This window comes from Solirubrobacter ginsenosidimutans (assembly GCF_027587205.1).
In genome coordinates, this window is sequence record NZ_JAPDOD010000001.1 from 157971 (window position 1) to 183763 (window position 25793).

A 25793-nucleotide genomic window follows, 5' to 3' on the forward strand; every position below is an offset into this window, starting at 1 on the left:
GTCGTACGTGCGTGTTGATGCGGAGGTGGCAAGACGGCCGGTCGTGTTTGCAAGCTTCGACGCAAGTGGCCAACCTCGATGCGACGCGCGGGGTCATCCCGCACGAGACCTTCACACCGACTGCAGAAGGACGGCTCTCGTGTATCGCAGACCACGCGACGAATTCCAAGACTCCACGATCATCTCTCGGCGATCGCCTCCTGAGGCGAAAGTTCGCGGGCTCGCCGCCCGTGCGCGGGTTTGGATCGGTGCCGGTGCGACGGTGGCTTCGCTCGCCGTCGTGGCCGCGGCCGCCAGCGCCGAGCCGACACGCGGCGGCGATCCCGGCGGGAACACCGGCGGCGCCGTCCTTGATGACTCGGTGGCCGGCCTCGACCCCCACATCCAGATCGCGCCGGCGTTCCCGCAGACGACGGCGGCGGCGGCCATCGTCGTCGACCGCGCCACGGGTACGGTGCTCGGCTCGAACAAGCCAGACAGGCGCTGGGCGCCGGCCAGCACGACGAAGATCATGACCGGGCTGCTGACCGCCGAGAAGATTCGCGCGGGAACGGTGTCGCTATCGGACACCGTGACGATCCAGAGCGACGTCAGCATCGAGGGCGGCAAGTCGATCGGTCTGGCGCCCGGCGACACGATCTCGCTGCAGGATCTGCTCAACATCACGCTGATCGATTCCGACGGCGACGCGGCGTCGGCGGTCGGCACATACGTCGGCAGCCAGCCGTGGGGTGACCCGAGCTGGATGGGCCGGGCGCAGTTCGTGCAGTGGATGAACGACCGCGCGGGCGAGCTCGGTCTGACCAACACCCGCTACATCGACATCGCCGGGCGCGATCCCGAGGACCTCGGCCGCGAGAACGACGACGGGCTCTGGCCGCCCGACGGCTACTGGCCGACGCAGGAGGTGTGCTCCGGCAACGACTTCAACAACCCGCCGTGCGGCCACTACACGACCGCGCGTGACCTGGCCGCGCTCGCGCGGGTCGCGCTCGACGAGCCGCTGTTCGCGCGGATCGTTGCGCGCCCCTCCTGGCGCACGACGACGTGGCGCAGCGCGAGCGGTGGGGTGCTCGACCGGACCGTCTACAGCAGCAATGAGCTGCTGCCCGGCGGGACCGCGGCATACCCCGGCGCCTACGGTGTGAAGACCGGGACGACGAACATGGCGCGCCAGAACCTCGTCTCCGCCGCCGCCACGTCCACCAAGGACGTCATCGCGGTCGTGTTGGGCTCCGACGACGATTCCACGGTGCCTGGCGACCGCTACACCGACAGCCGCGCGCTGCTGGACTGGGCGCTGCGATAGCGCGGTCGTTACGCGGGCTCGTCCTGCGCGACGCGGCCAACGGCATCGGTCGCCTCCTCATGCGAGAGGCCGATGCCGGTCAGCACGCCAGTGGCGGTCGAGCGGACCTGGCCGACGAGCACGCTGACGGACAGGTTCGCCGTGCCGCCCAATGAACCAGTGCTGTGTCGAGCTGCTCCTCATCCACGCAGAACGTCGACCTCGATTGCCGTTCGGAAGGCGGCGGTGAGTCCATGTTCGGGACTCTGAAGAGGTCAAGGCGCCCGGGTCAGACAGCCCATAAGTAGATGGCGATAAGACGGTGCTGCCATCCCCTGCGTTGCAGCGGCGACCGGATCAGCCCCTGGGCAGATGCCGAAGCGTCGGAAGCGTCGACAGGAAGCACTTTCGCTCCTCGCGCGCAAAGCAGCGGTGATGCGGATCAGGCAGCGCGTTGCTCACACGAAGCGGTTCCGAGCCAGGTGTGGGGATTTCGGTCCCAGCACCAGCCCAGCTTCGGCTTGCCGTCGCTGATCCAGAACGCCGGTACGCGTTGGTCACCACGTCGCGAGCCCGCCATCGAGAAGCCCCAATTCTTGGCGATGACGTCGGGCTGCTGGAGGACGAGCGCGATGCCTTCGTCGAGGGTCAACGGCGAGCGGCCGGCGTCCAGGATGTCGCGCAACGCATCCTCAGGACAAACATTCCGCGACTCGGCGCCGAGGTCGATGCCAGTCGCGACGTACGCGTCGGCCACCGGCAGCTGGACGGCATCAATAGGCACGAACGTCTCGAGCTCGTCCAGCTCGAGGTGACCGAGAACGAGGGGTCGACCGTGCCGCTCAACACGCGCGGCAGCCGCAGCGACGGGAACGACGTTGCGGGAGAGCACGAGCACCGAGCGCTCCAGTCGCCTCTGTGGACGTGCGACCTCAACGGTCGCTCTGAACGATGCTTCGTCGATGCTGATGCCCCGCGCCACCAGCGCGCCGACCTGGTCATCGAACGACAGCGTCACCATCTCAACCATGCGAGACAACCTATCGTCGCCGATCTGACGCTTCCGTGACCCGCCGCTTCTCGCTTCGCCTGGAAGGAGCTGCGCGTCGCGGCGACGGCCGAAAGTGGCGAGATTGTGGACGAGCGTCGCGGGGTTGGCAGCGCGTCGCCTGGCGTCATACCGATCAGCGGGCTCGCGGCAGCGTGAGCTCCATCCTGGCGGGGATCATCGGCGGGCGGCGGGCGTGGACGGTGTCGATGATCTCGTCGGGTCGATGCCTCGGAGGTAGATCGAGGTCACGCCCAGGTTGCGGTGTCCGAGTTGGCGTTGGATGACGTTCAGTGGCACGCCCTCGCGCACAGATCGAGCGCGTGGGCGTGGCGGAGCTGGTGCGGCGTGAAGCGCCGACGCACGCCGGCCCGCGCCGCACGCCTCGCGCGCGGCAGACGAGTGCCATGCCCGCCCGCGCGTGCGGCCGTCGATCACGCAGAACAGCGGACCTACCGGCATCGCCTGGCGCGCGCGCAGCCATGGCTCGAGTTCCTCGAAGCCCCGGTCGTCCATCCCGACCTCGCGACGCCGACCGCCTTTGCCGCGACGCACCAGCACCGACCCGCGGCGCGCGTCGAGGTCGAGCTCAGTCAGATCGAGCGCCTCCTGGAGCGAAGGCCGGCGCGCCACAGGACTACGATCAGGCCACGGGCACGGTCGCCGTGTAGCCCATCGCCGCAGCAACGCATCACCTGGATGATCTCCTCCGTGCGCGGTGGGTCAGGCGGGTAGCGCCGACCTTTGGTGCAAGATCGGCGTCCGGCGCGATACCCGGGCATGGCGGCCGGTGAGCGGCGGCGACCGAACGAATCCAGCGGCGGTGTACCGGACACCACAGCTCCTCGTGATCTTGAGGCCGATGAACGGCTCTATCACGACGACGCAGCTGCCTCAATCGGCGACCGTCGTGTCGGCTTCGCGACCGTCCGGGCCGACGGCCGCAGCGGGACGGATTCGTCGACAAGCAGCACTCTGTCGGCGGCTCCAGGGCTGCTGCGTTTGCCTCGAGGCCGCAGCGGCGTTGGACCGTCAAGCCGCTGCACGCGCCTGTGGAACGGGTTGCTGCGCCTCGCGTTGACAGGAGTCCGCCTTGAGACATGACGGGTGATCGAGGCACCCGAGGCCGGCGCCGAGGGTCGACGTGCGCCTCAGTGCCGACACTCCTTGCGCCAGGAGCGCCTTTCGTTGAGCGCGACGATGATCCGGATCGTCAGGTAGAACGTCCACGGCGGTGACGCCGGGGCCGGCTTCTGGCCCAGCTTGCGCCACGCCCAAGGCCCGAGCGTGGCCGCGACGTAGAACAGAGCTCCGGACACTGTGGCTCGGCGCGGCATGGTGTTGAGCCTGCGGAGGAACGGATGTAGCGTCTGCATAGAGGATCGTGAAGGGCAGCGAGCGACAAGCGCGGACGCCGACGTTTTGCGCGTTGTGTGTGTCTCGTTGCGGCGCGACCGCGGTGACCGTCGACGGGCGCTTCACCGCGCTTGAGCCCGACCCGGCGCACCCAACCGGGCGAGCGCTGTGCGTGAAGGGCAAGGCGGCGCCGGCGATCGTGGGCCATGCCGATCGGGTGCTGCACCCGTTGCGTCGTACGGCGCCGAAGGGCGCGGAGGACCCGGCGTGGGAGCGCATCAGCTGGGACGACGCGATCGACACCGTCGCCGCGCGGCTCAGCGCGATCGCGACCACATCGGGGCCGGAGTCGGTCGTGTTCGCCGCCGCGTCGCCGTCGACCTCGGCGATCAGCGACTCGGTGGACTGGATCGTGCGATTGCGCCGCGCATTCGGCAGTCCGAATTTCACCTGCTCGATGGAGCTGTGCGGATGGGGGCGGTATCTCGCCTCGATGTACACGTTCGGCGCGCCGGTGCCGGGGGCATTCATGCCCGACCTCGAGCGGGCCGGCTGCATCCTGTACTGGGGCTACAACCCGTCGGTCGCCCGGCTCGTGCACGCGACCGCGACGGTCGACGCCCGCCGGCGAGGGGCGAAGCTCGTGGCGATCGACCCGCGCCGCGCGGGGCTCGCGTCGAGCGCCGACCACTGGTTGCGGGTGCGCCCGGGGAGCGACGGCGCGCTCGCCATCGCGATCGTCGGCGTTCTGCTCGAGCGCGGGTTCTACGACGTCGAGTTCGTCCGTCGCTGGACGAACGCGCCGCTTCTGGTGCGGGCCGACACGGGACGGCTGCTGCGCTCGGAGGAAGCGGGCGGCGCCGAGCCGGGACGCTACGTCGCGTGGGACGCCGTCGCCGCGAGGCCGGTGAGCTATGACCCGACGACACGCAGCTACGGCGTCGACGAGGCGCGACTCGCGCTGGAGGGCCGCTACACCGTGGGCGGCCTGGAGTGCCGTCCGGTCCTCGCCGAGCTCGCGGACCACTGCCGCGAGTACACGCCGGACGCGGCGGCCGAGATCACCGGGGTGCCGGCGGCGGACATCGCCCGCGTCGCGGAGACCCTGTGGACGTCCCGACCGGTCGCGTTCTACACATGGAGCGGCCTCGAGCAGCACAGCGGCACGACCCAGACGATCCGCGCGATCAACGTGCTCTACGCCCTGCTCGGTTGCCTCGACGCGCCAGGCGGCAACGTGCTCTTCACCCCGGTACCGACCAACCCGGTCGACGGGCTCGATCTGCTCGCGCCCGAGCAGCGCGCGAAGGCGTTCGGCCTCGACGAGCGGCCACTCGGACCCGCGCGGTTTGAGTTCACCACCGGCTCGGACTTCTACGCGGCAGCACTCGACGGCCGCGCCCGAGCGCTCGTGAACTTCGGCGCCAACCTCGTCGTGGCCCAGGGCGACAGCGCACGGGGCCGCGACGCGCTCACGCAGCTCGATTTCGCCGTCCACGCCGACACGTTCCTGAGCCCCACGGCCGACCTCGCCGACATCGTCCTTCCGGTCGCGACCCCGTTCGAGGTCGAGGCGCTGCGAATCGGCTTCGAGGTCAACCAGCAGGCCCAGTCACTGGTTCAGCTGCGACGGCCGGTCCAGCCGCCGCGCGGCGAGGCGCGCTCCGACCTGGAGATCGTCTTCGCGTTGGCGAAGCGGCTCGGCCTCGGCGCCCAGTTCTGGGACGGCGACATCGATGCTGCGTGGCGACACCAGCTCGCGCCGAGCGGGATCACGCTCGAGCAGCTCCGCGCGCAGCCGGCCGGGATCGCGCTGCCGCTCAAGACCGTCCACCGTAAGCACGCACGGATCAGGGACGGCATCCCCGCCGGGTTCCGCACCCCCTCGGGCAAGGTCGAGCTGCTGTCCGAAACGCTCGCCGAGCACGGGCACCCGGCGCTTCCGACGTTCACCGAGCCCGCCATCAGCCCACGGTCGCGGCCGGACCTCGCCGTCCGCTACCCGCTCGTGCTGACGTGCGCCAAGTCGGTGCGGTTCGCCGAGTCCCAGCACCGGCAGATCGCCACGCTGCGCCGTGCCACACCCGACCCGCAGCTCGAGCTCCACCCCGACGCGGCCGCAGCACGGGCGATCACCGCCGGGGACTGGGTGCGGATCGTGACCCCCAACGGCGCCGTCCGCGCCCGCGCGCGCCTGAACTCGACCCTTGACCCCGGAGTCGTGTGCGGCCAGCACGGCTGGTGGCAGGGATGCGCCGAGCTCGGGCTTCCGGGCTATCCCCCGTACGGTCCGGACAGCGCCAATCTCAACCTGATCCTGCGCCAGGAGCCCAGCGACCCGGTCAGCGGCAGTGCCCCGCTTCGCGCATCGCTCTGCGAGGTCGAGCGGATTGACACCCAGAACGCCGCCACTGCACGGGCGGCCCGCTGATGCGTCACGCCACCTCGAAGTCGTGGCGGGAGGCGATCTCGCCGATCTTCTCGCGAGTGAGCGGCTGATCGGCCGCGGCGGCAGCCAGTTCGCGCATGTATCGCTCGAAGCCCGCCGGAGTGTTGAAGTTGAGGAAGCGCACGGGCTCGGGGCTGGGGTTCGAGAACGTGTGGACGACGCCGGGCGGAACGCACGCGAACCCGCCCGGTCCGACCTCGTGGACCTCGTCCTCGACCTGCATCGTCAGCGTCCCCGACAGCACGTAGAACATGTCATGCAACGTCCGGTGGCGATGCGGTGGCGGGCCGGGAAACCCGGGCTCGATCGTCGTCTCCGACAAGAAGAACGACCCGGCCGTCTGCTCGCTCCCGGCCTTGATCAAGATCGATGAGCCTCCGCCGGCGGCAAGTCGTTCGCCCTCGCTCGGGCCTAGCACGGTGGCTTTCACGCGTCAGATCCTGCCATGGCTGCCCGTGCCAGTGGCGTTGGCCGATCCGCCCGTATGTCGCCGCTCTCGATCCCGGCGCGCTCCGCGCCGTCCCGGACGCCGAACGCGCAACCGCCTCGGCCTCAGCCCGCACGGGTGAGGATCACACGATCTGCGCGGACCGGACGAGGATCAGGTCAGCGCACGAGCGTGGTGCCGAGCCGGTCTGCCAGCCGCACGCTGGCCTCGATCTCCAGCTTGCGGATCGAAACGGATTCGATGCTGATCCCGAACGGAACGCCCAGGCGACGGCAGAAGGACATCAGTTCGAGCGCGGTTGCCGCGGCATGCTCGACGGACTCGTCGAGAGTGTCCTTGGCGTGGCGCAGGTCGTTCTCGATCCAGCGAGGCACGTCGATGCCGAGCCATCGGAGGAACTCCAAGGTCCTCATCGAGCCACACACCGACAGGGTGAACACGATCGGGACCGGATCGATACCGCGGTCGCGACACTCGTAGGCGTAGTCGGACACCAGGTTCTTGGCTGCGTTGACGTCGTAGACGATCTGGGTGACGAAGTACGAGCACCCGGCCTCTTGCTTGGCGACCAGACGAAGATGCTCGGCGCCTTTGCGAGTGTGCCGTTCAGGTATGGCCACGCCGCCTAGGAGCAGATCCGGGTTCACTTCGGTGCGCAACTGCTGGGCCATGCGCAGCGTCGTCGCCACGGGCTTCTCTCGCGAGGAAGCGCCGACGAAGACAGCCATCCGCCCGGCGGTGTCCTGGGTCCTCATCCAGTCGCGAAGGTCTTGCTCGGTGTACTTCGCCGTCGCGCGATAGACGACGACCGGTGTGTGCCATGCCTGGAGGTATCGATCCAGATAGTCGGCCGGGTCCATCGTCGGCAAGAACGGGAACGGTCGTTCGTCGGGGTTGCGGTCGGACTCGTCGTCGATGTCATAGAGGATCAAGCCGTCCACGCCGAGGGGTTCCAGGCGCTCGAGGGTGACGTCGGCGATCTCCTGGGCCTGCTCCACACTGGTCGACAACCGTGGTGGGGTCAGGGCGAACAGCAGGAACTCTCCCTGGCGGGAGACGATGCGACGCTGAAGATCCACGTTCGCAAGGCTATCTGGGGTAGGACGGGCCACTGAGCGGGAGCCGGCAGCTCGAGCGCGCTCTCGGTCTTCGCAACCCCCGATAGCCGCCGGGAATCCGCGTATCGCCGCGCTGTTATTACACGCCAAGCTACGGAGCCGGTCAGAGTGCCCAGAGCGTCGACGAGGAACACTTTCGCTTCCGGTCCCCATGTGCCCGCGCGCGGTCTTCGAGAGGGTCTGAACGACCGAGAGCGCGGGGCCTTTGCCTTGCGACTGCGCGCCCGCCCGCGGTCGACTCGTCGGTCTTACGCCGCGCTAACGGGCTGAGGGTGGGGCGAAGTCGTGCGGCTCGGGGACGAGCAATCGCTTGCCGGCAGCGTCAGGACGGACGTGCGGGCCGTTCGCTTTGCCCCAGTCCGCCTTCTCCGCCACTGCGGCGATGGCGGTTTCGTCCACGGTCAGGCCAAGGCCTGGCTGATCGCCGAGGACGATCGAGCCGTCCGCGAACTCTTGGTCCACTGTGATTCCCACGGGCGCGGCGAGGTCCTGGACCTCCGTGGCGATGTGGTTCGGGACCGCGGCGGCGGCGTGTGCGAGCGGGTTGCCGTTGTACGCAACCGGGCTGACCAGGAGGTCGAACGCGTGTGCCAACGCGGACACCCGGAGGAAGTGGGTGATGCCCCACATGCTTCCCGTCTGCACGACGTCGACGGCGCCGGCCTGGACGAGGGGGCGGAACTGCTCGAGGCCGGTGAGGTTCTCGCCGGTCGCGACCGCCGCGCGCACCGCACGGCTGATCTGGGCGTGCCCGTCCGCGTCCCAGCGGCGTACGGGCTCCTCGATCCACGCGAGGTCGACCTGCTCCTCAAGGCGTTGAATGTAGGCGATCGCCTCCTTGCGCGACCACCCCTCGTTGGCATCGAGCATCAGCCTCGGCGACGCACTCGCGGCCTCGTACACCTCGTGGACGAGCCGGAGGCGGCGAAGGTCGCCCGCTAGATCGAGGCCGCCCTTGAGCTTGGCCGCCCGGAACCCACGATCGGCGAAGGTCGTGTGGAGCTGAAGGAGCTCGTCGTCCTCAAGCGGTCCATCAAGCCCTGAGGCGTACGCGGGGACCACTCGGTCACGGGCACCGAGCATGCGCCACAGTGGCAGATCCGCGGCCTTCGCCTTGAGATCCCAGATTGCCATGTCGAGTGCACCGATCGCGCCGAAGACGGCGCCGGCATGCCCCGCTTTGAACACGGCCGCCAGCATGCGGTCATAGAGGGCGGTGACGGCTCGTGGGTCCTCCCCGACGATCGCAGGAAACACCGCCTCGAGACCGTCGCGCGAGCCTAGACCGACGCCGGTGAGCCCCACGTCGGTCTCCACCAAGACGATCGGCACGACGGTCACGCCGGAGACGACAGACCCGTTGATATCGCCGATGGGACGGCCCCAACGATGCACCGTCATCAGTGTGCGGTAGCCGGTGATACGCATGCCTGCATCTTCTCCCTAATGCGCGCGCTGTCGCGCACACTAACCCGCGGCCGGCCCCCTGGCCGCCCGCTCGCATCCGTGCGACCGATGAGTCCTCGCGGGGGGCTCGAGGTCTACCGTCGACAGATGAGCCCAGACCTGATCGGCGGATGCGCGTGCGGGGCCGTGACCTACACGGTGGCCGACGCGTTCGAATACGCGAACAACTGTCACTGCACGCGCTGCCGCGCCTCGACCGGCACGGCCTTCAAGGCCTTCGCCGGAATCCCACGCGAACGACTCCGGCTCAGGACAGGCGCCGATGCACTGCTCGTGGTCGGACAGCCCGGCGCCAACGACACCCGCTGCGCGCGCTGCGGCTCACTCCTGTTCTCGGTAGCGAGCGCGGGGAAACCCTGGGATCGTGTTCATTGCGTCAACATCCCGCAGGATGTAGGGTCGCGTCGTGCGCCAGCGCACACGGACAGAGTTGCGGCAAGCCCGCGGGGCTTCGGAGCCCGAGCAGCCCTCCGGAGCGCGTCCGGGCACACTCACCGTCGACCAAGTGCGGGCACTTCAGCGCAGCGCCGGCAATGCGGCGACGGCCAATCTGATGCGTTTCTCGCGCGTCTCAGCGCCGGGCGTAGCCCGCAGCAACGGCAAGTACCGGCTCTCGCAGAATGGCGCCTACCTGGTGGAGCCGGCAACTGGGTCCATGTATGCACACAAGCTCGCGACGGCGCCTCGCTCCTGCGCAGCGACCGGCCAGTCCCATCCGAAGTCGGCCGACTACATCGAATACGCACCCTCGATGGGTTTCATCACCGATTGCCTGCACACCGCTGAGGAGATTGTCCACGGCAAGTCGCTCGCCCAGGAGGGCGACTACACGAAGGTTGCGGGGACCGGCGAGGCCTTTGGTCTCGGCGAGGACGAGAACATCAAAGCGGCCAAGAAGTACAAGAAGGAGGCCGACAAGCTCGGGGGAAAGGCGCCTGTCAACGACGGTGCGGCTCCGGGGGTCGGCCAGGCATTCGTGATCGTGGACACGACACCCAAAAAGAACAAGTCGTCGTTCCGCTACCCGTACCACGCGGCCGGCGTGATTGCTCGCGACGGCGATGACGCCGTGACGATGGAGATGTTCGCGTCCGACGAGGACGCGATGGACGTCGATCGCGGTAGCGAGCCGCCGCAGTTCCAGATGTACGGACCCGGGCTGACGTTCCACAGCGCGTGGAGTTCGCACTACGCGACCCCGGTCACCATCGTGATCGAAAAGGCATAACGAGAACCGGGAGCAAGCCGACGCGTGGACCCGCATGGACGCGCACCGTCGGAAGCCCGGATATCCATTCGGCAGCGCGCGACGGCCGCGCCGCGTTGGCGCCCCGCTTGCATCGCACGCACGCGCCGAAGCACGACGGCAACAACACGGTGCCCGCCAGCGTGAGCCGGTACACCGGGCATGGCTCAGAGCCTCCCAACCGTCGAAACGAAGCACTCTGGCCCCGGCGGGCGGCGCACAACATCGGACTCGCCCTTCAATTTCAAATCACCGCGTCGATGAATTCGCGGCCGAGTCGCAGTCTGAGGTGCGATGCAAACACCGACACGAGGCGCGAGATGAGCGACACCGAGCCCCAGACCGCGAGCGGCAAAGTGCTCTGGCACTTCTTGATGTCCCTCGACGGATTCGTCGCAGGGCCTAATCACGAGATGGACTGGATGTCCGGGGTCTCGGTTCGCCCAGGCCTGCATGACGAGTACATCGAGACGACCGGCGCCGTGCTCGGGGGTCGCGACGGCTGGAACGTCGTGAACGAGAACCGGCCGTACGGCGGAGCATGGAAGGGGCCGATCTTCGTGCTCACCCATCACCCCGAGGACGCGCTGCCCGCCGACGATGTCACGTTCTTGAACTGTGGCCCGGCCGAGGCGGTGCGGATCGGGCTGGAGGCGGCCGGCGGCAAGAACCTCGAGGTGTTCTCGCCCACGATCGGCCGTCAGCTCCTCGAGCTCGGGCTGATCGACGAGATCGACCTGCACGTGGCGCCGATCCTGCTCGGCGAGGGCATCCGGCTCTACGACAACCCAGGAAGCGACCCGATCCGCCTTCACCGAGTCCACGAAGGCGACCCGACACTGGCGATCAACGCCCGATACCGACCCGCCACACCGCGGCCTTCATGACGTCGCGGACCCCAGAGACCACGACGACCGCCGGCGCACGGACGCCGAACAACACGCCTTCGTCGATAAGCAGCACTCTTCGCTGCTACGTCGACGACTCGCTCTGGCCCTCCAGACCGCCGAAGCCTCTGGTGCCTCTCGCCCGGGTAGCGCCTTCTCGTGTCGCAGCTGCTCTCCAACCCGCCGCGATGGCTGCGCATAGCCGCTCTCGTAGTCATCCTCGCTGCGCCCGTGCAGTGCCTGCTCGGTGCACACTCTGTGGGCGATTGGCTGTGGGCAGGCGCGATAGCCGTCGCCGCCGTGCTTGTCGGAGCCGGGCTCATCCTCGATCGCAAGCGCTAGCCATCCACCCAGACTCGCGCGCGCTCTGCGTGCCTGTGAGGCCGTCGGCGAGGATGCACGAAGCGTCGAGAAGCGAGACTTTGCGCGATGGCGCCTGACGACAAAGGGACGACACGACTCACGGCGGCGGAGCGGGCTGTAGCCCGGGCCTTGGCCGACGAGATCAACCGCTTCAACGTCCAGACGACTGGCATCGATGATTTCGAGGAGCTGTTGGTCACCGAGACCGACGAGGACGGGGCCCTGATCGGTGGGATTTACGGTTGGACCTGGGGCAGTACGTGCTGGATCGATGCCCTCTGGGTCCGCGAAGACACGCGCGGCCGGCGCGTCGGCAGCCGCCTGCTGCAGGGCGCGGAACGCATCGCGCTCGCCCGTGGCTGCCTCCAACTGGCGCTCGACACGCACAGCTTCCAAGCGCCTGACTTCTATACGCGAAACGGATTCGAGGTCGTAGGCGATCTCCCGGACTATCCCGTCGGCCATTCCAAGTTCCTCATGCGCAAGCGCGCCAGCGGGGGATAGAAGGCCGGGCGCCCGACGCGCTTCCGTCGACACTAGGTTGCTGACACGGTCGTACGCACTTCATGGCGGGCATGGGGCGCGCACTTCTCTTCGAGCGCGTCCTTGGCTCCTCCCGTCGTCCATTGCGATAGCGCCGTCCGTCGCCGGCCTGGCTATCGCGTGTGCCTCAAACGGCAGCGAACGCGGCCGTACCAGGTCGAGCGGCGGTCGTTCGAAGCTCCGTCGTCGCCCGGCCAGAAGGCCGCTGGGGCGCGGGCCTTCTGCGCAATGGATTGCAACCAGCTTCTCTAGTCGTCGCCGTGGTCGCGGTCGTCGGAGTGGCCGCCTCGAACGACCTTGAGGATGATCGTGATGAAGAGTTCGCGGGAATTGTCAGGGTGGACTACTTCGAGCGTGACGGTGTGGCGGCCGGGCCGCAGCGAGTGGACCACGACGCCCCATCCGTGGGCGGTGAAGGTCAGGGGGGTTCCCGCAGGCACGTGGAAGTCGTTGTCGGCGGGCAACGCGATCGTTCGTTGTGGCGAGATGAGCTCAAACCGTGGCCTGACGATGTTGATGGGGTCGCCGTTGTCGACGGTGACGTTGAGCTCCTTCAAGGACTCCTGGCTGACGGCCCTGGCGCACGCGAGCTGCTCTCGTTCGGTCACAGGGAACGGATCCTCGAGGTCGTCGCAGAAGGAGCCGAAGCCGACGTACAGTCGCGAGCGTGGCGTGGCCGTGCACCTCGCGATTCCGTCGTCTCCTCCGTGCCCTTGCAGCACGTCGGGCGCGAGCGTCGTGCAGGTTCCCTGGAAGGTGGCGTTGCTGCCGCTGAGCGACCGTGCCCATGCCTCGGCCTGCAATTCGCCGCCGGTGAGTCCGCCGCCGCGCGCGGGTGAGATCACGGCGCGTCCGTGGTCGTTGTGTTGGTGAGCGGCGGTGGCGGGCGCTGCGCACAGCGCGATCGCCAGGGCCGTCAGAACGGTATGACGTAGATGCCTCATGGCACCCTCCTTTGAATCGGTAGCGGATCAGCGGGTGGGGCGAACGCCGGCGCGCGAGCCTGCCCAGGCGCCGCCGACGGCGAGCAGGACGATCGCGGCGGCGGCGGCGGCCCCGATGCCGGCCGAGCCCCAGTCGAGTCCTCTGTCGTTGCGGCGGATGACGGTCGGGGCGGGTGCGTGCGCTTGGGACGCTCCAGCCGCGGGCGGAGTGGGCGGTGCGGAGGTAGGGATGGTTTGCACGGGGCGCGCGCCGGCGGCTGGTGTGGCGAGGGCCGTGGCGGCGAGGGCGCCGGCAACGGCGCCCCTGAGACGGCGGGGCGGCATGATGGACCTCGGCTGAGGTGTGCGGGACGCCCGGGAGGCTGCCGCGGCCCGGTCGATCGCCGGTCGATTCTGGGTCAGTGGCCGGTCGATTCGCGGTGGCCGTCGCGGGAGTAGGCTCGCTCTGTCACTCCTCCGCCGTTCCTGCGGCATGGACATCCGCCTTCTCGGACCGATCGAGACCAGTCTCGACAGCGGGCCCGCTGCGCTCGGGCCCAGGCAGCAGCGTGCCGTGCTGGCGATGCTCGCGTTGGAGCTCAATCGCACGGTGTCGACCGATCGGCTGATCGAGGGGTTGTGGGGCGAGCGGGCGCCTCCGAGCGCGCCCAAGCTCGTGCAGCTCTACGTGTCGCAGTTGCGCAAGCTGCTCGGCGCGGAGGCCGAGATCGTCACCCGCGGCCGCGGCTATGAGCTGCGCCTGGCGGCCGATCGCGTCGATGCCGCCCGGTTTGAGTGTCTCGTCGCTGAGGCCGCCGAGGCCAACGGCCCGGGCGCTGGGCTCGCGCGCGAGGCGCTCGCGTTGTGGCGCGGGCCGGCGCTGGCCGACGTCGCTGATGAGCCGTTCGCCGGTGCGGAGATCCGCCGGTTGGACGAGCTGCGGTTGCGCGCGACCGAGCTCGCGATCGATGGCGAGCTGGCCGCGGGCCGGCATCGCGAGCTGATCGGCGAGCTCGAGGCGCTGGTGGCCGCGCATCCGCTCTCTGAGCCGCTGCACGGGCAGCGGATGCTGGCGCTGTATCGCTCCGGCCGCCAGGCCGAGGCGCTGGCGGCCTATCGGCACGCCCGCCGGGTTTTGGTCGACGAGATCGGCGTCGAGCCCGATCGCGAGCTGCGGCGCCTGCATGACGCGATCTTGCGCCAGGACGCCGCGCTGGATCTGCCCGCCGCCGTGGCGCCGTCTGCCGCGGTGTCGTCTCCGGTGGTGGCCGGGGGCCGCGCGCCGCCGGTCGTGGCACGGACGCCGGGTCGGCGCGTGCTCGTTGCCGTGGCGGCGCTCGTGTTGGTCGGCGGGCTCGCGGTCTTCGCCGTCGGCCGCTGGAGCGGGCCCGAGCGGATCGCGTCGATCGACGAGAATGCGGTCGGCGTGATCGACCCGGGATCGGGGCAGATCACGGCGCAGTATCCGGTCGGGCGGGGAGCAAGCGCGCTCGCCGTCGGCGGCGGGTCGGTCTGGGTTGCCAACGCGGGCGACGGCACCGTGTCGCGGATCGAGCCCGGGCGCGATCAGATCGTGACGATCCCCGTCGGCGAGGGCCCGTCGGATCTTGCGTTCGCGGCCGGATCGCTGTGGGTCACCGATCGAGGCGGCGCGGTGTGGCAGATCAGCCCCGCGGTCAATCGGGTCGTGCGCAGGATCGCCGCGGGCAACGCCCCGCGTGGCATCGTCGCCGGGTTCGGGGCCCTGTGGGTGGCCTCCGAGGCAGACCGCACTGTGACCCGGATCGACCTGGAGCGCGGAGCGGTGACGCGCGAGATCGATCTGGGCGCGAACCCCACGGCGCTCGCTGTCGGCGAGGGTGCCGTGTGGGTCACGAGCGAGGAGGGCGCGACCGTGTTTCGGATCGAGCCGCGCTCGGGCGACGTGGTGAAGACGATCGCCGTCGGCAACGGCCCGGTCGACGTGGCGGTTGCAGGCGGGGCGGCGTGGACCGCGAACCGCCAGGACGCGACCGTCTCGCGCGTCGACGCTGCGACCGACGCGGTCACCGACATCGTCAAGGTGCCACGCGATCCGAGCGCGATCGCAGCCGGCGACGGCGGGGTGTGGGTTACGAGCTCGACCGATGGGACCGTCTCGCGGATCGACCCCGTGACGCGGCGGACAGCCGAGCCGATCGCGGTGAAGAGCAGTCCGATCGCGATCGCCGTCGCCGACGGCAAGGTGTGGACGGCGGCGCTCGCGGCGCCGGCGACCCACCGCGGCGGAACACTGCGGGTGGAGGCGAACCCGCTCGACTACGACCGCCTCGAGCCCGCCAGCTACGGCGACCTCACAGCCGACGCACTGCTCTCGCTCGCCTACGACGGCCTCGTTGCCTACCGGCGCGCCGGCGGCGCGATGTTCGGCCCGCTCGTCGGTGCTCTCGCCACCGACGTCCCGCCCCCGAGCCCTGATGGGCGAACCTACGTCTTCAAGCTGCGACCGAAGCTGCGCTACTCCGACGGCTCGCCCGTCCGCCCGGAGGACTTCCGCGCCTCGCTCGAAGCCCTCTTCCGCCGCGATCCCGGGCTCGGGTCGTACTACCAGGGGATCGTGGGCGGGCAACGGTGCGCGAGACGGCCCGCGAGATGCGACCTGTCCGCCGGGATCGTGGCCGACGCGCGCCGGCGCACCATCACAATTCACCTGACGCGACCCGACGGTGAGTTCCTCCACGGGCTTGCGTACTCGCTTGCGGTCGTCGCGCCGGCCGCGCAGCCCTTCGGCCGCGCGCAGCCTCCGGGAACCGGGCCCTACCGGATCGTCAGCTACGACCGAAAGCGCGGCGCGCGGCTCGTCCGCAACCCGCATTTCGGTGCGTCGTCGCCGGGTGCGCGCCCCGACGGCTTCGCCGACGAGATCGTCGTCCGCGTCAACCCTCACCGCGACGCCGAAGTCGCCGCCGTCCAGCGCGGAGAAGCCGACGTCGTGCCCGTCGTCGGGCCGTTCGGCGGTGCTGTGCACGCCAGCCTGCCGGCGCTCGCGACCCGCAACGCGGGACAGCTCCACACCACTGCCATGCCCGAACTGGACTACATGTTCCTCAACGTGCGCACGCCCCCGTTCGACGACCCGCGCGTCCGGCGCGCGCTCAACTACGCCGTCGACCGGCACGCGATCACCACGCTCGCCGGCGGGCCCGACCTCGCCCAACCCACCTGCCAGTTGCTGCCGCCCGGCTTCCCGAACTACCGACCGTCGTGTCCATACACGCTGCACCCGAGCCCCGGCGGCGGCTGGAGCGCGCCCGACCTCGAACGAGCGCGGCACCTGATCGAGCAGTCTCAGACCAAGGGCACGAAGGTCACGGTCTGGATCAACCGCGAAAAGCGCGACATAGCCCGCTACTTCGTCTCGCTCCTGCGCGAACTCGGCTACCACAGCTCACTGCGCGTCTTCGGTGACTACCAGACCTACCGCAACGCGATGGCCCGTTCGCGCACGCCGCCGCAGATGGGCATCGACGGCTGGGCCGCTGACTCCTCAGCTCCATCGAACTTCGTGCCACCGTTCCGGTGCGCAGCGATCGCCCCCCGGTCGCCCGGCAACGAAAACCTGGCCCGATTCTGCGACCGCCGCCTCGAGTCGCGGATCGAGGCGGCGCTGGCCGCTCCCGGCCCGCGCGCCGACGCGCTCTGGAGGGGTGTATACCGCGACCTTGAGGCCGCGGCGCCCGCCATCCCGCTCGTCAATCGCCGCGCCATCACCTTGGTCTCAAAGCGCGTCGGCAACTACCAGCATCACCCCGTCTGGACGACGCTCCTCGAGCAGCTCTGGATCCGCTAACGCGCATCACGGTCGGCCCCCTCTCTAGCCGCCCGGATGGATGCACCAGCGCGCTTCTCCTTCCGCCTGAACGGAGCAGCGCGCCGATGGGCGCTGGCCGTCTCTAGGTCGTCGAGGAGCAGCACAATCGAGACGACGCCGACTGCGTAAGCGCCGCCGATCGTGGGTTAGGCGCTAGGCCGCAAACACGTAGAGGTACGCGTAGATGAGCAATGCTGCGTAGAGGGCCAAGCCGATACCGAACGCCGTGGCGATCGACGCGACTGCCAGCGACGCCGCGCGGTCTCGCGAGCCGCCGGACCGCCGGCAGTGACGAAACGCCAAGCCGGCCGTCGTCACGGCTCCCGCCATGATCGAGGGTGCCGCGGTGAAGACGAGAAGCACGTCATCGAACGCGCCCGCGCTCCAGGATGCGAGGACCGCGAACACAAGCAGCCCGCCTAGCGGAAAGCAGCCGTAGAGCAACCACGTTTTCGGGCGCTGCCCTCGCAAGGAGCGTGGGGTGTCTGACCTGCCGTCCACTCGACGAACCTATCGCGCACACCCCAGTCCGGAGCAGCCGCGGCCGTGCCGCTGCGTGTCATCGAGAGGGCAGCAATCCGCGTGCCGATTGGCGCCGCCGCGTTGACACGGAGTCCCTGCAAAGTGCTGGAGGCGTCGACAAGCAGCACTCTCGACACCGCCGCCTGCGAGTGGGCTTTACGCCTCTCCGGACCCGTCGCGCTTACGCTCGTGCCACGTCTCGAGCACGAACTCGACGATGGCGCGAGCTGAGTTCGCGGCAAGGCGCGCGTGACGGGCAAGTGCCGGCGAACACGCGGTCCGACCGTGACCGAGCCCAAGTTCGTTACGCAGCTCCGCCAAGCCTTGAACTGCCGTGGCGAGATTCTGGAGACGCGATGTGCGGCGGCCGAGCCCTTCGCGCTAGCTGGCACCGCTTCGCGGCTGAGCCGCAGCTCTCTGGCAACTAGCTTGTAGAGATCGGTCAACCCAGCTGCTCGCGGGTACTCGACGCCGTTGTCGTCGAGCACGAACTTGAAGCTGCTCTCTAACCAGTTCTTTGGCCGAGCCCATAGCTGCCGCCGGGTCCGCAGCGATCCCTGCTTCGATGCGCCGAGGGGCTCCATCAACACGCGCGGCTCACTCAGCCGGTCAAACTTCTCCACGGCGAGCGTTGGCGCGGTCGCGCCGAGCACCAGGTTGCCGTCGTCATCGACGGGAGCGCCGTCGCGTTGCAGTGCTCGCACCAGCGCGCGCGCATCATCAAGCAGTGGGTCGTCGTTCGGATCCGGGGTCGGACCGAACCAGCTGCTCGCGCTCCGGCGTCCCCAATCATCGACGGCGACCAGTAGACAGATACTCCCGGATCCGAGAGGTCGAGGCCTGCCTCTGCGGCTTCGCAGACCGAGCGACGGGCGCGCCCCTCGGTCGCTCGGAAGCCCGGCGGAAGCACAAAACCGTGGGCTTCGTAGACGTCCTCGATGGTCCGGACGGTGCCGAGAGACGTCGCCATATCGGCGAACTTCTGCTGCGATCGGCGAGAAAGCTGCACGCCGTCAGCCTAGGGTTGTTCAGACCCCCCGTCGACCACCGTCGCGCGTCGCAGCAGCGCCATTGATGCCGGCCATCGCGTCCAGATCGTCGAGAAGCGGCACGTCCTCAAGCGGTTGGGTCGCCGACCCCGGGTCGGGCGCCAGCGAAGGCTTCGCGGCCAGGGTTGACCGCGGCAGGCCGTCGTTCGCCGCCCCCGGACCTGCATCGGGCAGGACGCGCCCGCCGAGCCCGACCTAGTGACCTCGGCGCTCATCGTCGCGCTCGCCTCCTCGGGCTCCCCTACTGGCTCGAGCTCGCGGCGCTGCGCCGACTCCCGGAGGCGGTGTTCGGCGTGCTGATGTCGCTCGACCCGGCGGTCGCCGCGCTGGCCGGCTTTCTCATGCTCGACCAGAACCTCGGTGCGCACGAGCTGCTCGCGATCGCGATTTTGATGGTGGCCAGCCGCGGGGCCGGCAGCCTCAGCCACCGACAACGATCTCGCCAGTCCGTGCGCAAGTGTCCAACCTCGGCGCGTCGTGAGGGGTCTTCGTTCTCGACAACCCCCACCACCCACGGAAGGACCGACATGGCGTTCGGACAGACACAGACGAAGAACCTGGAGATCAAGTTCGTCAATAAGACGGACCTGACGCTCTTCATCCCCGAGACGGGGCACCGGGTGAAGAACCCAGGTGCCCTCGAAGGGTGGAACGACATGACGCTCGGCGGCAGCATCACGAACCTGAAGCCCGGGCAGTCGCGCAGCGTCGTACAGACGGTGAGCGTCAAGCAGGACGACGACATCGAGATGGAAATCCACTACAGCGCGCCGAGCGGGCGCGACTTCACGCAGCTCTTCAGCGGCCTGAACACCAACGACAAGCTCGCGGTGCTCTCGCTCACCCACCACTAGGCCGTCAGCCGAGCGCGTAGCGGAGCCAGTGCGGTGAGACGGCCTCGAGCCGCCAGCCCCTGGCCCGCGACGCGTCGGCGACGAGCTTCCAGCGCAGCGCGAACTCGCGCTGGCGGTGGAACGAGCCGTGGAGAGCGAACGCGGCCGGTCCCGGGCGTAGGCGGCGCGAGCTTGGCCCGAAGCGGTAGGTGCAGCACGAGCGTGGTACCGCGCAGTCGCAGTGGAGTCGCGTCAAGCTCCGCAACGGCGCGCAGGACGACGTGGTCGGAGCCCGCGTCGAGCGGCGCCGGGTCGCCGAAGATCGCGCAATCGTCGAGGAGCAGCACTGCCGACGAAGTCGAACAACGCCTGCGGCAACTCCCAGCTGAGATTGGCGTCGTGGTCGCGCAACCGTTCGACGGCGCCGATCGGGCGTCAGCGTCGGATGTTCCTTCGACGGCGTCGCAGTGCCCGGGCGATCAGCCACACGGTCACGAACACGAAGGTCCCAGCGCCGGCCCAGAACATGCGCGCGTAGTTCGCAGCCGCCGTGTCGGATGGGCAATCGCCGGAGTCGCAGAGCGCCGTGCCGATCGAGCCGAGCATTCCTACGGCGCACGCCGCGGCGCCAGAAGGAGCACGTAGCCCCAGATCAGCACGCGGACGGTGCGCATCGCTGTTGCATCGGCAGAATCGGTGGCGATCTCAAGTGTGCTGACGTCGTCCGTTCGCATCCCGCATCCGTCGATTGGGGCACTCTTGCGGGCTTCTCGGCTTTAGGCGCCCTTCGAGTGATGTCCCGGCGTCGAGTCTGAATTGACGCTCGGCGCCAAAGGGCAGAGAATCGACTCGACAAAGGAGGTTCTATGGCGAGGAAGATGGCTGACTGCCGTCGCTGGCCGAGCGACACCAACTGCTCGCTCACCATCATCGGTGAAGAGGAGGAAGTCATTCGCGCCGCCGCCGAGCACGCCGCCTCAGTGCACGGACACGAGGACACGCCGGAGCTACGCGAACAGATGCGCGAGTTCCTCGAGCCGGCGGATGCCTATTCGAACGAGCCGCGCGCGCAGGAACCGCTGCCCGGCTAGATGGAAGGCGCGCCGCCGCCACAGCAGCGCGGCGCGCCAACCGATCTGTGAGCAGCGCGACAGGCCAGCACGATCCGCAGAGCGCTCAGATCGTCGAGAAGCGGCACACTCGCGCCCGTGGGGCTCGCGCTGGGTATCGACTAGGTGTGGGCGCGCGTCGCCATACACCTAATCCGAGCTCACTACGACGGGCCCAGTCACGCAGCACCTCGGCGCGCCGAGCTCAAGCGTCAGTCCGTACCAGGGCTTGGTTTCCGCCTCCACGAGACCATCGGTTCGTTCCACAACACGCCCGACTCAGGCACCGGTATGCGGATCGGCTCGGGGATCGCCGGTCGCTGGTCGACGGGTGTCGCGTCGCAGCGCCGCTGGGTTTCGCGCGCTGCGTCGGTGATGTCCCACGCAATGCCATAGTCGGCCGGAGGATCGGGACCGTCGAAGCCGTCGCGTCGAACGTCGGTGAGGAGATCGGCAAAGCGATCTCGCGCCCAGAAGTCGAACCACCGCGCGAGGTCCCCGACACCGGGATCAAGAGCACTACAGGCGGGTCCGGAGCTGTATTGCCAGAGTGTTCCGGATCGGCCGCAGACCTCGATCGTGAACTCTGTCGAGACCTCGAACCCAATGCCCACCGGACCATAGGCGTCCACGACGGCGAGCATTCGAACGATGGTGGATCCGCGGAGCGACACGAGACGACCATTGTGCACGGGGGTTCACCGAGGTCCTAGATCATCGAGAAATGAAGTCATCCCGACACGGCGGCGCTTTCGTCGACAAGCGACACTTGTCGGCGCGCGCGTCGCTGCTCCCTTTGCTGCTCCTATGTCAAGAGATTGATGGTGTGATCGTCTGATTCTGGGTGGTGGCGTCGGTCTGGAGCAAGTGCCAGAGGCGGCGGGTGAGGTGGCGTTTGAGGCAGCGGAGGGCTTCTTTGGTGCTCTTGCCTTCGGCGCGTTTGCGGGCGATGTAGTCCTGGGTCTCGGGGTGGCAGCGCAGGCGGGTGACGGCGATGCGGTGGATGGTGGCGTTGATCTGGCGGTTGCCGCCGCGGTCCAGGCGGTGGCGGTTGGTGTTGCCGGAGCTGACCGGAATCGGAGCGACGCCGGCGGCGCGCGCGAGCTTGGCGTCGCTGGTGAACCTGGCCGCGCCGGCGATCTCGCCGACCAGCTTGGCCGCGGTCAGCGGCCCAAGGCCTGGCTCGGACAGGAGCTGTGGCGCGATCTCGGCGACCAGGCCCGCGATCTCGGCCTCGAGCGCCTTGATCGTCTGCGAGAGCTCGCGGATGCGGCGTAGTTCGTCGCGGGCGATGCGGACGCGCATCGTCTGCTCGGTGCGCGCGAGCCGCCGGGCGATGCGTGGGCCCCAGGTGCCGTAGAACAGCGAGCTGCCGGGCAGTCGTAGCTCGGGCCAGAGGTCGTGCAGATGCCACTGCATCGTGTTGTTGAGCGCAACGCGCTGACGAACGAGGCGTTCGCGATGGTCCACGAGCAGCCGCAGATCGAGCTCAGGGCCCTGCAGGTGCGCGGCCGGCAGGGCGTCCAGGCCCTCGCGCAGCGCCGCCCGCGCGACCGCGAGCGCGTCGATGCTGTCGGACTTGCCGCGCGCGCGGGCGCGACGCCGCGTGTCGGCCATCAGCGTCGTCGTCACGCGCAGGACGCGCTCGCCGCGTGCGATCAGAAACCGCTCGAAGGAGCCCGACACGTGCCGACAGTCCTCCAGCGCCCACACCCGTTCGCTGCCGAGCTCGCGCGCCCAAACCACAAGCGCGGCAAATCCCTTGGCGCCGACCTGCACGGTCTGCTCGCCCAGCAGCTCGCCGGTCGCCGCCGAGACCGCGGCGATCGTGTGCGAGCGCTTGTGGGTGTCCGCACCGAGCACGATCATGACCTCGTCCACCTCCACCTCGGATTGAGTGGACGCCCGGCGGACACGGCTTGCTGAGGGCGCTGCCACGCTCCTATCAAGTCACGCCGGACCTCCCGACCGGCGACGAGCGACACAGCAAAAGGTGGTCAGGCCCGACGGCCGACAGCCTCAAAGAGAGTCAGCTCGCCGCCGGTCGCGGAGCCTTCACCTCGCATCGGACGTCACCGACGAACCAGATCCAAACAGCAAGCCTCGAAGCGACAGCGTTAGTCAACAGGGCGAGTAGGCGAGCAAGAGCCGCTGACACGTCGGAGTCCTTGTCTAGCTAGCTAAGGACCCCGATCTGAACATCGCCTCCTGTGGTTGCAGCGTCGGTGATCAGGGCTCAGCTCGTTGCGTATTGCGGGCGCCCCACCGGTCGGAAGACCTGGATCGTCACGCCCTTCGCGTCGACGTGCGAGTCGACCAGCTCGAGCGCGTGGTCGGGGCCGGTCTCGGGGAGCAGCCTCGTGCCCTGGCCGAGGATCACCGGGATGACGACCAGCGTCATCTCGTCGACCAGGTCGTTGTCCAGCAGCCACCGGATCAGGACGCCGCTGCCGTGCACCTGCAGCTCGCCGCCCGGCGTGGCCTTCAGGTCCGCGATGGCGCCCGCGAGGTCATCAGGCAGGACGGTGGTGCCCGCCCACGCCGGGTCGACCAGGGTGGTAGAGGCCACGTACTTGGGCCGGCTGTCCAGGGCCCGCCAGGTGGGCACCCAGCCGGGGACCTCGTCGATTGTCAGGGACCCCCACGAGCCGGCGAAGATCTCGTACGTCCGCCGGCCGAACAGGAACGCGTCGGCGCGCGCGTAGGTGTCGTTGATGAACTTCGTAGTGCTCTCGTCGCCCGTGCCCCGCGCCCAGCCGCCGCGCTCGAATTCGTTCCGGGGGTCGTCGTGGCCGCCGTTTCCCTGCATAACTCCGTCGATGGTGACCTGCGTCATGGTCGTCAGCTTCATGTCGTCGCTCCTGGTGCGGTTGTGCCGCTCCTCGTGAGCGGCTCACCCTTACGACGAAGGGGATGGCCTCGATCCGACATCGGGGCGCATGCCGCGATCTCGTTCACGCTCACCGCGTGCACGCCGCGCTCGCAGAAGAGCTGCGGTGCGGCGTCGAGGATGCGGCTGGAGCACGACATCAACGCGACGTCGAACGCGTCGGCGACGGCAGGCAGGTGCTGGGTCAGCGTCGGCTTGGCCGGCGAGGAGGACTATGTCGGCTACGCCCGCCGCGACGAACTCCTCCACGACGTGCTAGAGCACCGGCCGGCCCGCGAGGGGGAGCAGCTCCTTTCGGAACCGTGTGGGTCGCCAGTCGCAGCCGCGTGCCCGGCGGGTTTCACACTGTCGTGGGTCTCAGTTGACGAGTGAGCGATGCATCTCGGGCACGGCGGCGGTCTGTAGGGATATGAGCACACTCGTTTCGACTCTTGATGATCATTGGCGGGCCACCAACGCGTCCGCCGCCGAAGCCGGCCTGTCGCCGGAGGAGTTCGCCGCACTGAACGCCCGCTGGGGGGACGTGACCGCCGAGCCGGGCGCGGTCGACTACGCCGAGATCAACGCCGGCGGCGTGCCCGCCCTGTGGGCTGTCCCGCACGACGTGGGCGGCGGCGTGATCGTCTGCATGCACGGCGGCGGCTTCATCGGCGGCTCCGTGTGGACGCACCGCAAGCTCTTCGGGCACCTCGCCAAGGCGGCGGGCGCGCGAGCGCTGATCGTCGAGTACCACCACACGCCGATGCACCAGCACCCCGTGCAGGTCGACCAGTGCACTGACGTCTACGGTTGGCTGCTCGAGCAGGGCGTCGCCGCGCGCGACGTCGCCTTCAGCGGCGACAGCGCGGGCGGCGGCCTGGCCCTTACCACCGTGCTGCGCGCGCGTCAGCGCGGGCTTCCCGATCCCGCGGCGCTGCTGCTGCTGTCGCCGTGGACCGACATGACCTTCGACTACCCCTCGATCGAGACCAACCGGCCGACCGATCTGCTGTTCGGCGACCCGTCGCCCGCGGACCTGCACGGCCTGGCCGCGCTGTTCCTCGGGCCCGACGGCGACGCGCGGGATCCGCTGGCGAGCCCAGCGTTCGCCGACCTCGTCGGGATGCCGCCGATGTACGTCCAGGTCGGCGGCGCCGAGATGCTGCTCGACGACGCCCGGCGGCTCGTCGCGCGCGCCGAGCAGGCCGGCGTCGCCGTGCGGCTGGACGTCGTCGACGGCCAGCAGCACACCTTCCAATTCGACGCGGGCCACGGCGACCCGGCGGACGCCGCGATCGCGAGGCTCGGGGCATGGGTCTCGCCGCTGATCGGCTGATGCGCGAAGTGCCCTTCGTCGCGGCCACCGAGGCCTACCGCGCCGAGCTGCTCCAGCACTGCTACCGGATGCTCGGCTCGGGCGCGGACGCCGAGGATCTCGTGCAGGAGACGTATATGCGCGCGTGGCGCGGCTGGGCGGGCTTTCAGGGTCGGTCCTCCGTGCGGGTGTGGCTCCACCGCATCGCCACGAACGCGTGCCTCTCCGCGCTGGAGGGACGTCCGCGCCGGGCGCTGCCGAACGGCCTCGGCGCACCCGGGGACGACCCGTCCCAGCCCCTTCCCGAGGATCGCGACGTGCTGTGGGTGCAGCCGTTGCCCGACCCCGCCGACGTGGCGACCGCCAACGCCAGCCTGCGACTGGCGATGATCGCCAGCCTGCAACAGCTGCCGCCGCGCCAGCGCGCGGTGCTCATCCTGCGCGACGCGCTCGACTGGAAGACCGAAGAGATCGCGGACGCGCTCGGCACGACCGTACCCGCCACCCGCAGCATCCTGCAACGCGCCCGCGCCAAGCTCTCCGAGGCGCCGCTCGACGAGCGCGACGTCGTCGAGCCGACCGAGCCCGAGGTCCGCGCGCTCCTCGACGGCTACATCACGGCCTTCGAGCAAGCCGACATCCACTCACTGGAACGCGTCCTGCGTGACGACGCCACGCTCGAGGGGACGAAGTCGAAGACATGGTTTAGCGGCAAACGGACCTGCCTAGAGTTCATCGGGCGTTCTCTGCACCAGCCCGGCGCCTGGCGCCTGATCCCGACGACGGCTAACGGGCAGCCCGCCGCCGCCGCGTACTGGCACGGCACGCCCTACGCGATCGTGGTCCTCACGATCGCCCGCGACGGCATCACCGCGATGACCGTGTTCACCGACACCGCGCTCTTCCCTCGGTTCGGGCTGCCCGCCAGCGCGCCGCCGCACCCGGGGCTGACCAACGGGGACTAGACCTGCTCAGCCGGCTCGAGGAACGCGGCCAGCCCCATACCAGTCCGCGAAGCGGCGATGCACGGGCCCTAGCTTCCGATGCTCCGCCTGCGGATCTGTGCCAGCTATCTCCTCCTCGCGCACCGGAGCCCACAGCTCGCATTCG

Annotated in this window: 25 protein-coding genes and 2 pseudogenes; 11 read left to right on the forward strand and 16 right to left on the reverse strand. The window is 69.2% G+C overall.

Features of this window, described 5'->3' with window-relative positions; all coding sequences use genetic code 11:
* The first annotated feature begins 262 nt into the window (after positions 1–262).
* Complete coding sequence (locus OM076_RS00770) at positions 263–1309, forward strand: D-alanyl-D-alanine carboxypeptidase family protein (RefSeq protein ID WP_270037375.1); 1047 nt, start codon at positions 263–265, stop codon at positions 1307–1309.
* Positions 1310–1317: 8 nt separating this feature from the next.
* Here the strand turns inward: OM076_RS00770 and OM076_RS00775 are convergent, their stop codons facing one another.
* The 4 genes from OM076_RS00775 to OM076_RS00785 form a co-directional block, all read right to left on the reverse strand.
* Positions 1318–1461: a hypothetical protein gene (locus OM076_RS00775; RefSeq protein ID WP_270037376.1), complete on the reverse strand. Its 144-nt coding sequence runs from the start codon at positions 1459–1461 to the stop codon at positions 1318–1320.
* 269 nt (positions 1462–1730) lie between these two features.
* Positions 1731–2318 carry a DUF5701 family protein gene (locus OM076_RS00780; protein WP_270037377.1) on the reverse strand — a complete coding sequence of 196 codons (588 nt, stop codon included), beginning with the start codon at positions 2316–2318 and terminating at the stop codon, positions 1731–1733.
* A gap of 195 nt (positions 2319–2513) precedes the next feature.
* A complete protein-coding gene (locus tag OM076_RS46685; protein ID WP_372517979.1) occupies positions 2514–2969 on the reverse strand; it encodes a tyrosine-type recombinase/integrase in 456 nt (151 codons plus the stop codon).
* A gap of 518 nt (positions 2970–3487) precedes the next feature.
* A complete protein-coding gene (locus tag OM076_RS00785) occupies positions 3488–3673 on the reverse strand; it encodes a hypothetical protein (protein ID WP_270037378.1) in 186 nt (61 codons plus the stop codon).
* 44 nt (positions 3674–3717) lie between these two features.
* Between OM076_RS00785 and OM076_RS45800 the strand changes: the two genes are divergently transcribed.
* Positions 3718–6123, forward strand: coding sequence for a molybdopterin-containing oxidoreductase family protein (locus tag OM076_RS45800; protein ID WP_372517986.1), 2406 nt, complete (start codon positions 3718–3720; stop codon positions 6121–6123).
* Positions 6124–6127: 4 nt separating this feature from the next.
* Here OM076_RS45800 and OM076_RS00795 read toward each other — a convergent pair whose 3' ends face one another.
* The 3 genes from OM076_RS00795 to OM076_RS00805 form a co-directional block, all read right to left on the reverse strand.
* Positions 6128–6505 (reverse strand): cupin domain-containing protein, encoded by a 378-nt coding sequence (locus OM076_RS00795; RefSeq protein ID WP_270037382.1) that lies wholly within the window; start codon positions 6503–6505, stop codon positions 6128–6130.
* A 242-nt stretch (positions 6506–6747) separates the two neighbouring features.
* Positions 6748–7668 carry a methylenetetrahydrofolate reductase gene (locus tag OM076_RS00800; protein WP_270037383.1) on the reverse strand — a complete coding sequence of 307 codons (921 nt, stop codon included), beginning with the start codon at positions 7666–7668 and terminating at the stop codon, positions 6748–6750.
* A gap of 297 nt (positions 7669–7965) precedes the next feature.
* The gene (locus OM076_RS00805; protein ID WP_270037384.1) at positions 7966–9135 is read right to left on the reverse strand and encodes a mandelate racemase/muconate lactonizing enzyme family protein; all 1170 of its coding nucleotides are present in this window, start codon (positions 9133–9135) and stop codon (positions 7966–7968) included.
* 126 nt (positions 9136–9261) lie between these two features.
* On the opposite strand from OM076_RS00805, the pseudogene OM076_RS46690 reads away from it, so the two are divergent.
* From OM076_RS46690 to OM076_RS00820, 4 genes and pseudogenes are all read left to right on the forward strand, one after another.
* A pseudogene (locus OM076_RS46690) lies at positions 9262–9468 on the forward strand (GFA family protein); the annotation flags it as partial.
* A gap of 211 nt (positions 9469–9679) precedes the next feature.
* Positions 9680–10402 carry a hypothetical protein gene (locus OM076_RS00810; RefSeq protein ID WP_270037385.1) on the forward strand — a complete coding sequence of 241 codons (723 nt, stop codon included), beginning with the start codon at positions 9680–9682 and terminating at the stop codon, positions 10400–10402.
* A gap of 338 nt (positions 10403–10740) precedes the next feature.
* A complete protein-coding gene (locus OM076_RS00815; protein ID WP_270037386.1) occupies positions 10741–11307 on the forward strand; it encodes a dihydrofolate reductase family protein in 567 nt (188 codons plus the stop codon).
* Positions 11308–11736: 429 nt separating this feature from the next.
* On the forward strand, positions 11737–12174 hold the full coding sequence (locus OM076_RS00820; protein WP_270037387.1) for a GNAT family N-acetyltransferase: 438 nt from the start codon (positions 11737–11739) through the stop codon (positions 12172–12174).
* Positions 12175–12461: 287 nt separating this feature from the next.
* On the opposite strand, the gene OM076_RS00825 is transcribed toward OM076_RS00820, so the two are convergent.
* Positions 12462–13157: a hypothetical protein gene (locus tag OM076_RS00825; protein ID WP_270037388.1), complete on the reverse strand. Its 696-nt coding sequence runs from the start codon at positions 13155–13157 to the stop codon at positions 12462–12464.
* A 27-nt stretch (positions 13158–13184) separates the two neighbouring features.
* Positions 13185–13397 (reverse strand): hypothetical protein, encoded by a 213-nt coding sequence (locus OM076_RS00830; RefSeq protein ID WP_270037389.1) that lies wholly within the window; start codon positions 13395–13397, stop codon positions 13185–13187.
* 232 nt (positions 13398–13629) lie between these two features.
* On the opposite strand from OM076_RS00830, the gene OM076_RS00835 reads away from it, so the two are divergent.
* Positions 13630–16965 carry an ABC transporter substrate-binding protein gene (locus tag OM076_RS00835; protein ID WP_270037390.1) on the forward strand — a complete coding sequence of 1112 codons (3336 nt, stop codon included), beginning with the start codon at positions 13630–13632 and terminating at the stop codon, positions 16963–16965.
* A gap of 174 nt (positions 16966–17139) precedes the next feature.
* Here OM076_RS00835 and OM076_RS00840 read toward each other — a convergent pair whose 3' ends face one another.
* Both OM076_RS00840 and OM076_RS46695 read right to left on the reverse strand, forming a co-directional pair.
* Positions 17140–17430 (reverse strand): hypothetical protein, encoded by a 291-nt coding sequence (locus OM076_RS00840; RefSeq protein ID WP_270037391.1) that lies wholly within the window; start codon positions 17428–17430, stop codon positions 17140–17142.
* A gap of 234 nt (positions 17431–17664) precedes the next feature.
* Positions 17665–17856, reverse strand: a pseudogene (locus OM076_RS46695) (abortive infection family protein); the annotation flags it as partial.
* 985 nt (positions 17857–18841) lie between these two features.
* On the opposite strand from OM076_RS46695, the gene OM076_RS00845 reads away from it, so the two are divergent.
* Positions 18842–19411: a hypothetical protein gene (locus OM076_RS00845; RefSeq protein WP_270037392.1), complete on the forward strand. Its 570-nt coding sequence runs from the start codon at positions 18842–18844 to the stop codon at positions 19409–19411.
* A gap of 4 nt (positions 19412–19415) precedes the next feature.
* On the opposite strand, the gene OM076_RS00850 is transcribed toward OM076_RS00845, so the two are convergent.
* On the reverse strand, positions 19416–19646 hold the full coding sequence (locus OM076_RS00850) for a hypothetical protein (RefSeq protein ID WP_270037393.1): 231 nt from the start codon (positions 19644–19646) through the stop codon (positions 19416–19418).
* A gap of 610 nt (positions 19647–20256) precedes the next feature.
* Here OM076_RS00850 and OM076_RS00855 point away from each other — a divergent pair.
* A complete protein-coding gene (locus tag OM076_RS00855) occupies positions 20257–20481 on the forward strand; it encodes a DUF1059 domain-containing protein (protein ID WP_270037394.1) in 225 nt (74 codons plus the stop codon).
* A gap of 230 nt (positions 20482–20711) precedes the next feature.
* On the opposite strand, the gene OM076_RS00860 is transcribed toward OM076_RS00855, so the two are convergent.
* From OM076_RS00860 to OM076_RS46700, 4 genes are all read right to left on the reverse strand, one after another.
* A complete protein-coding gene (locus tag OM076_RS00860) occupies positions 20712–21143 on the reverse strand; it encodes a hypothetical protein (RefSeq protein WP_270037395.1) in 432 nt (143 codons plus the stop codon).
* A 166-nt stretch (positions 21144–21309) separates the two neighbouring features.
* The gene (locus OM076_RS00865) at positions 21310–22368 is read right to left on the reverse strand and encodes an IS110 family RNA-guided transposase (RefSeq protein WP_272597471.1); all 1059 of its coding nucleotides are present in this window, start codon (positions 22366–22368) and stop codon (positions 21310–21312) included.
* A gap of 367 nt (positions 22369–22735) precedes the next feature.
* The gene (locus OM076_RS00870) at positions 22736–23350 is read right to left on the reverse strand and encodes a dihydrofolate reductase family protein (protein WP_270037396.1); all 615 of its coding nucleotides are present in this window, start codon (positions 23348–23350) and stop codon (positions 22736–22738) included.
* Positions 23347–23529 (reverse strand): TetR family transcriptional regulator, encoded by a 183-nt coding sequence (locus OM076_RS46700; protein ID WP_372517980.1) that lies wholly within the window; start codon positions 23527–23529, stop codon positions 23347–23349. The genes OM076_RS00870 and OM076_RS46700 overlap by 4 nt, the downstream gene beginning before the upstream one ends.
* Before the next feature lie 269 nt (positions 23530–23798).
* On the opposite strand from OM076_RS46700, the gene OM076_RS00875 reads away from it, so the two are divergent.
* Together OM076_RS00875 and OM076_RS00880 are read left to right on the forward strand one after the other, a co-directional pair.
* Positions 23799–24704, forward strand: coding sequence for an alpha/beta hydrolase (locus OM076_RS00875; protein ID WP_270037397.1), 906 nt, complete (start codon positions 23799–23801; stop codon positions 24702–24704).
* Complete coding sequence (locus tag OM076_RS00880) at positions 24680–25648, forward strand: RNA polymerase subunit sigma-70 (RefSeq protein ID WP_270037398.1); 969 nt, start codon at positions 24680–24682, stop codon at positions 25646–25648. The genes OM076_RS00875 and OM076_RS00880 overlap by 25 nt, the downstream gene beginning before the upstream one ends.
* The last annotated feature ends 145 nt before the right edge of the window (positions 25649–25793 follow it).

Coding starts and splice junctions, on each gene's coding strand:
- OM076_RS00780 (WP_270037377.1), bottom strand. CDS start 2,318: ATGGTTGAGATGGTGACGCTGTCGTTCGATGACCAGGTCGGCGCGCTG.
- OM076_RS00785 (WP_270037378.1), bottom strand. CDS start 3,673: ATGCCGCGCCGAGCCACAGTGTCCGGAGCTCTGTTCTACGTCGCGGCC.
- OM076_RS00805 (WP_270037384.1), bottom strand. CDS start 9,135: ATGCGTATCACCGGCTACCGCACACTGATGACGGTGCATCGTTGGGGC.
- OM076_RS00815 (WP_270037386.1), top strand. CDS start 10,741: ATGAGCGACACCGAGCCCCAGACCGCGAGCGGCAAAGTGCTCTGGCAC.
- OM076_RS00820 (WP_270037387.1), top strand. CDS start 11,737: ATGGCGCCTGACGACAAAGGGACGACACGACTCACGGCGGCGGAGCGG.
- OM076_RS00825 (WP_270037388.1), bottom strand. CDS start 13,157: ATGAGGCATCTACGTCATACCGTTCTGACGGCCCTGGCGATCGCGCTG.
- OM076_RS00835 (WP_270037390.1), top strand. CDS start 13,630: ATGGACATCCGCCTTCTCGGACCGATCGAGACCAGTCTCGACAGCGGG.
- OM076_RS00855 (WP_270037394.1), top strand. CDS start 20,257: ATGGCGAGGAAGATGGCTGACTGCCGTCGCTGGCCGAGCGACACCAAC.
- OM076_RS00860 (WP_270037395.1), bottom strand. CDS start 21,143: ATGCTCGCCGTCGTGGACGCCTATGGTCCGGTGGGCATTGGGTTCGAG.
- OM076_RS00865 (WP_272597471.1), bottom strand. CDS start 22,368: ATGATCGTGCTCGGTGCGGACACCCACAAGCGCTCGCACACGATCGCC.
- OM076_RS00870 (WP_270037396.1), bottom strand. CDS start 23,350: ATGAAGCTGACGACCATGACGCAGGTCACCATCGACGGAGTTATGCAG.
- OM076_RS46700 (WP_372517980.1), bottom strand. CDS start 23,529: ATGTCGTGCTCCAGCCGCATCCTCGACGCCGCACCGCAGCTCTTCTGC.
- OM076_RS00875 (WP_270037397.1), top strand. CDS start 23,799: ATGAGCACACTCGTTTCGACTCTTGATGATCATTGGCGGGCCACCAAC.
- OM076_RS00880 (WP_270037398.1), top strand. CDS start 24,680: ATGGGTCTCGCCGCTGATCGGCTGATGCGCGAAGTGCCCTTCGTCGCG.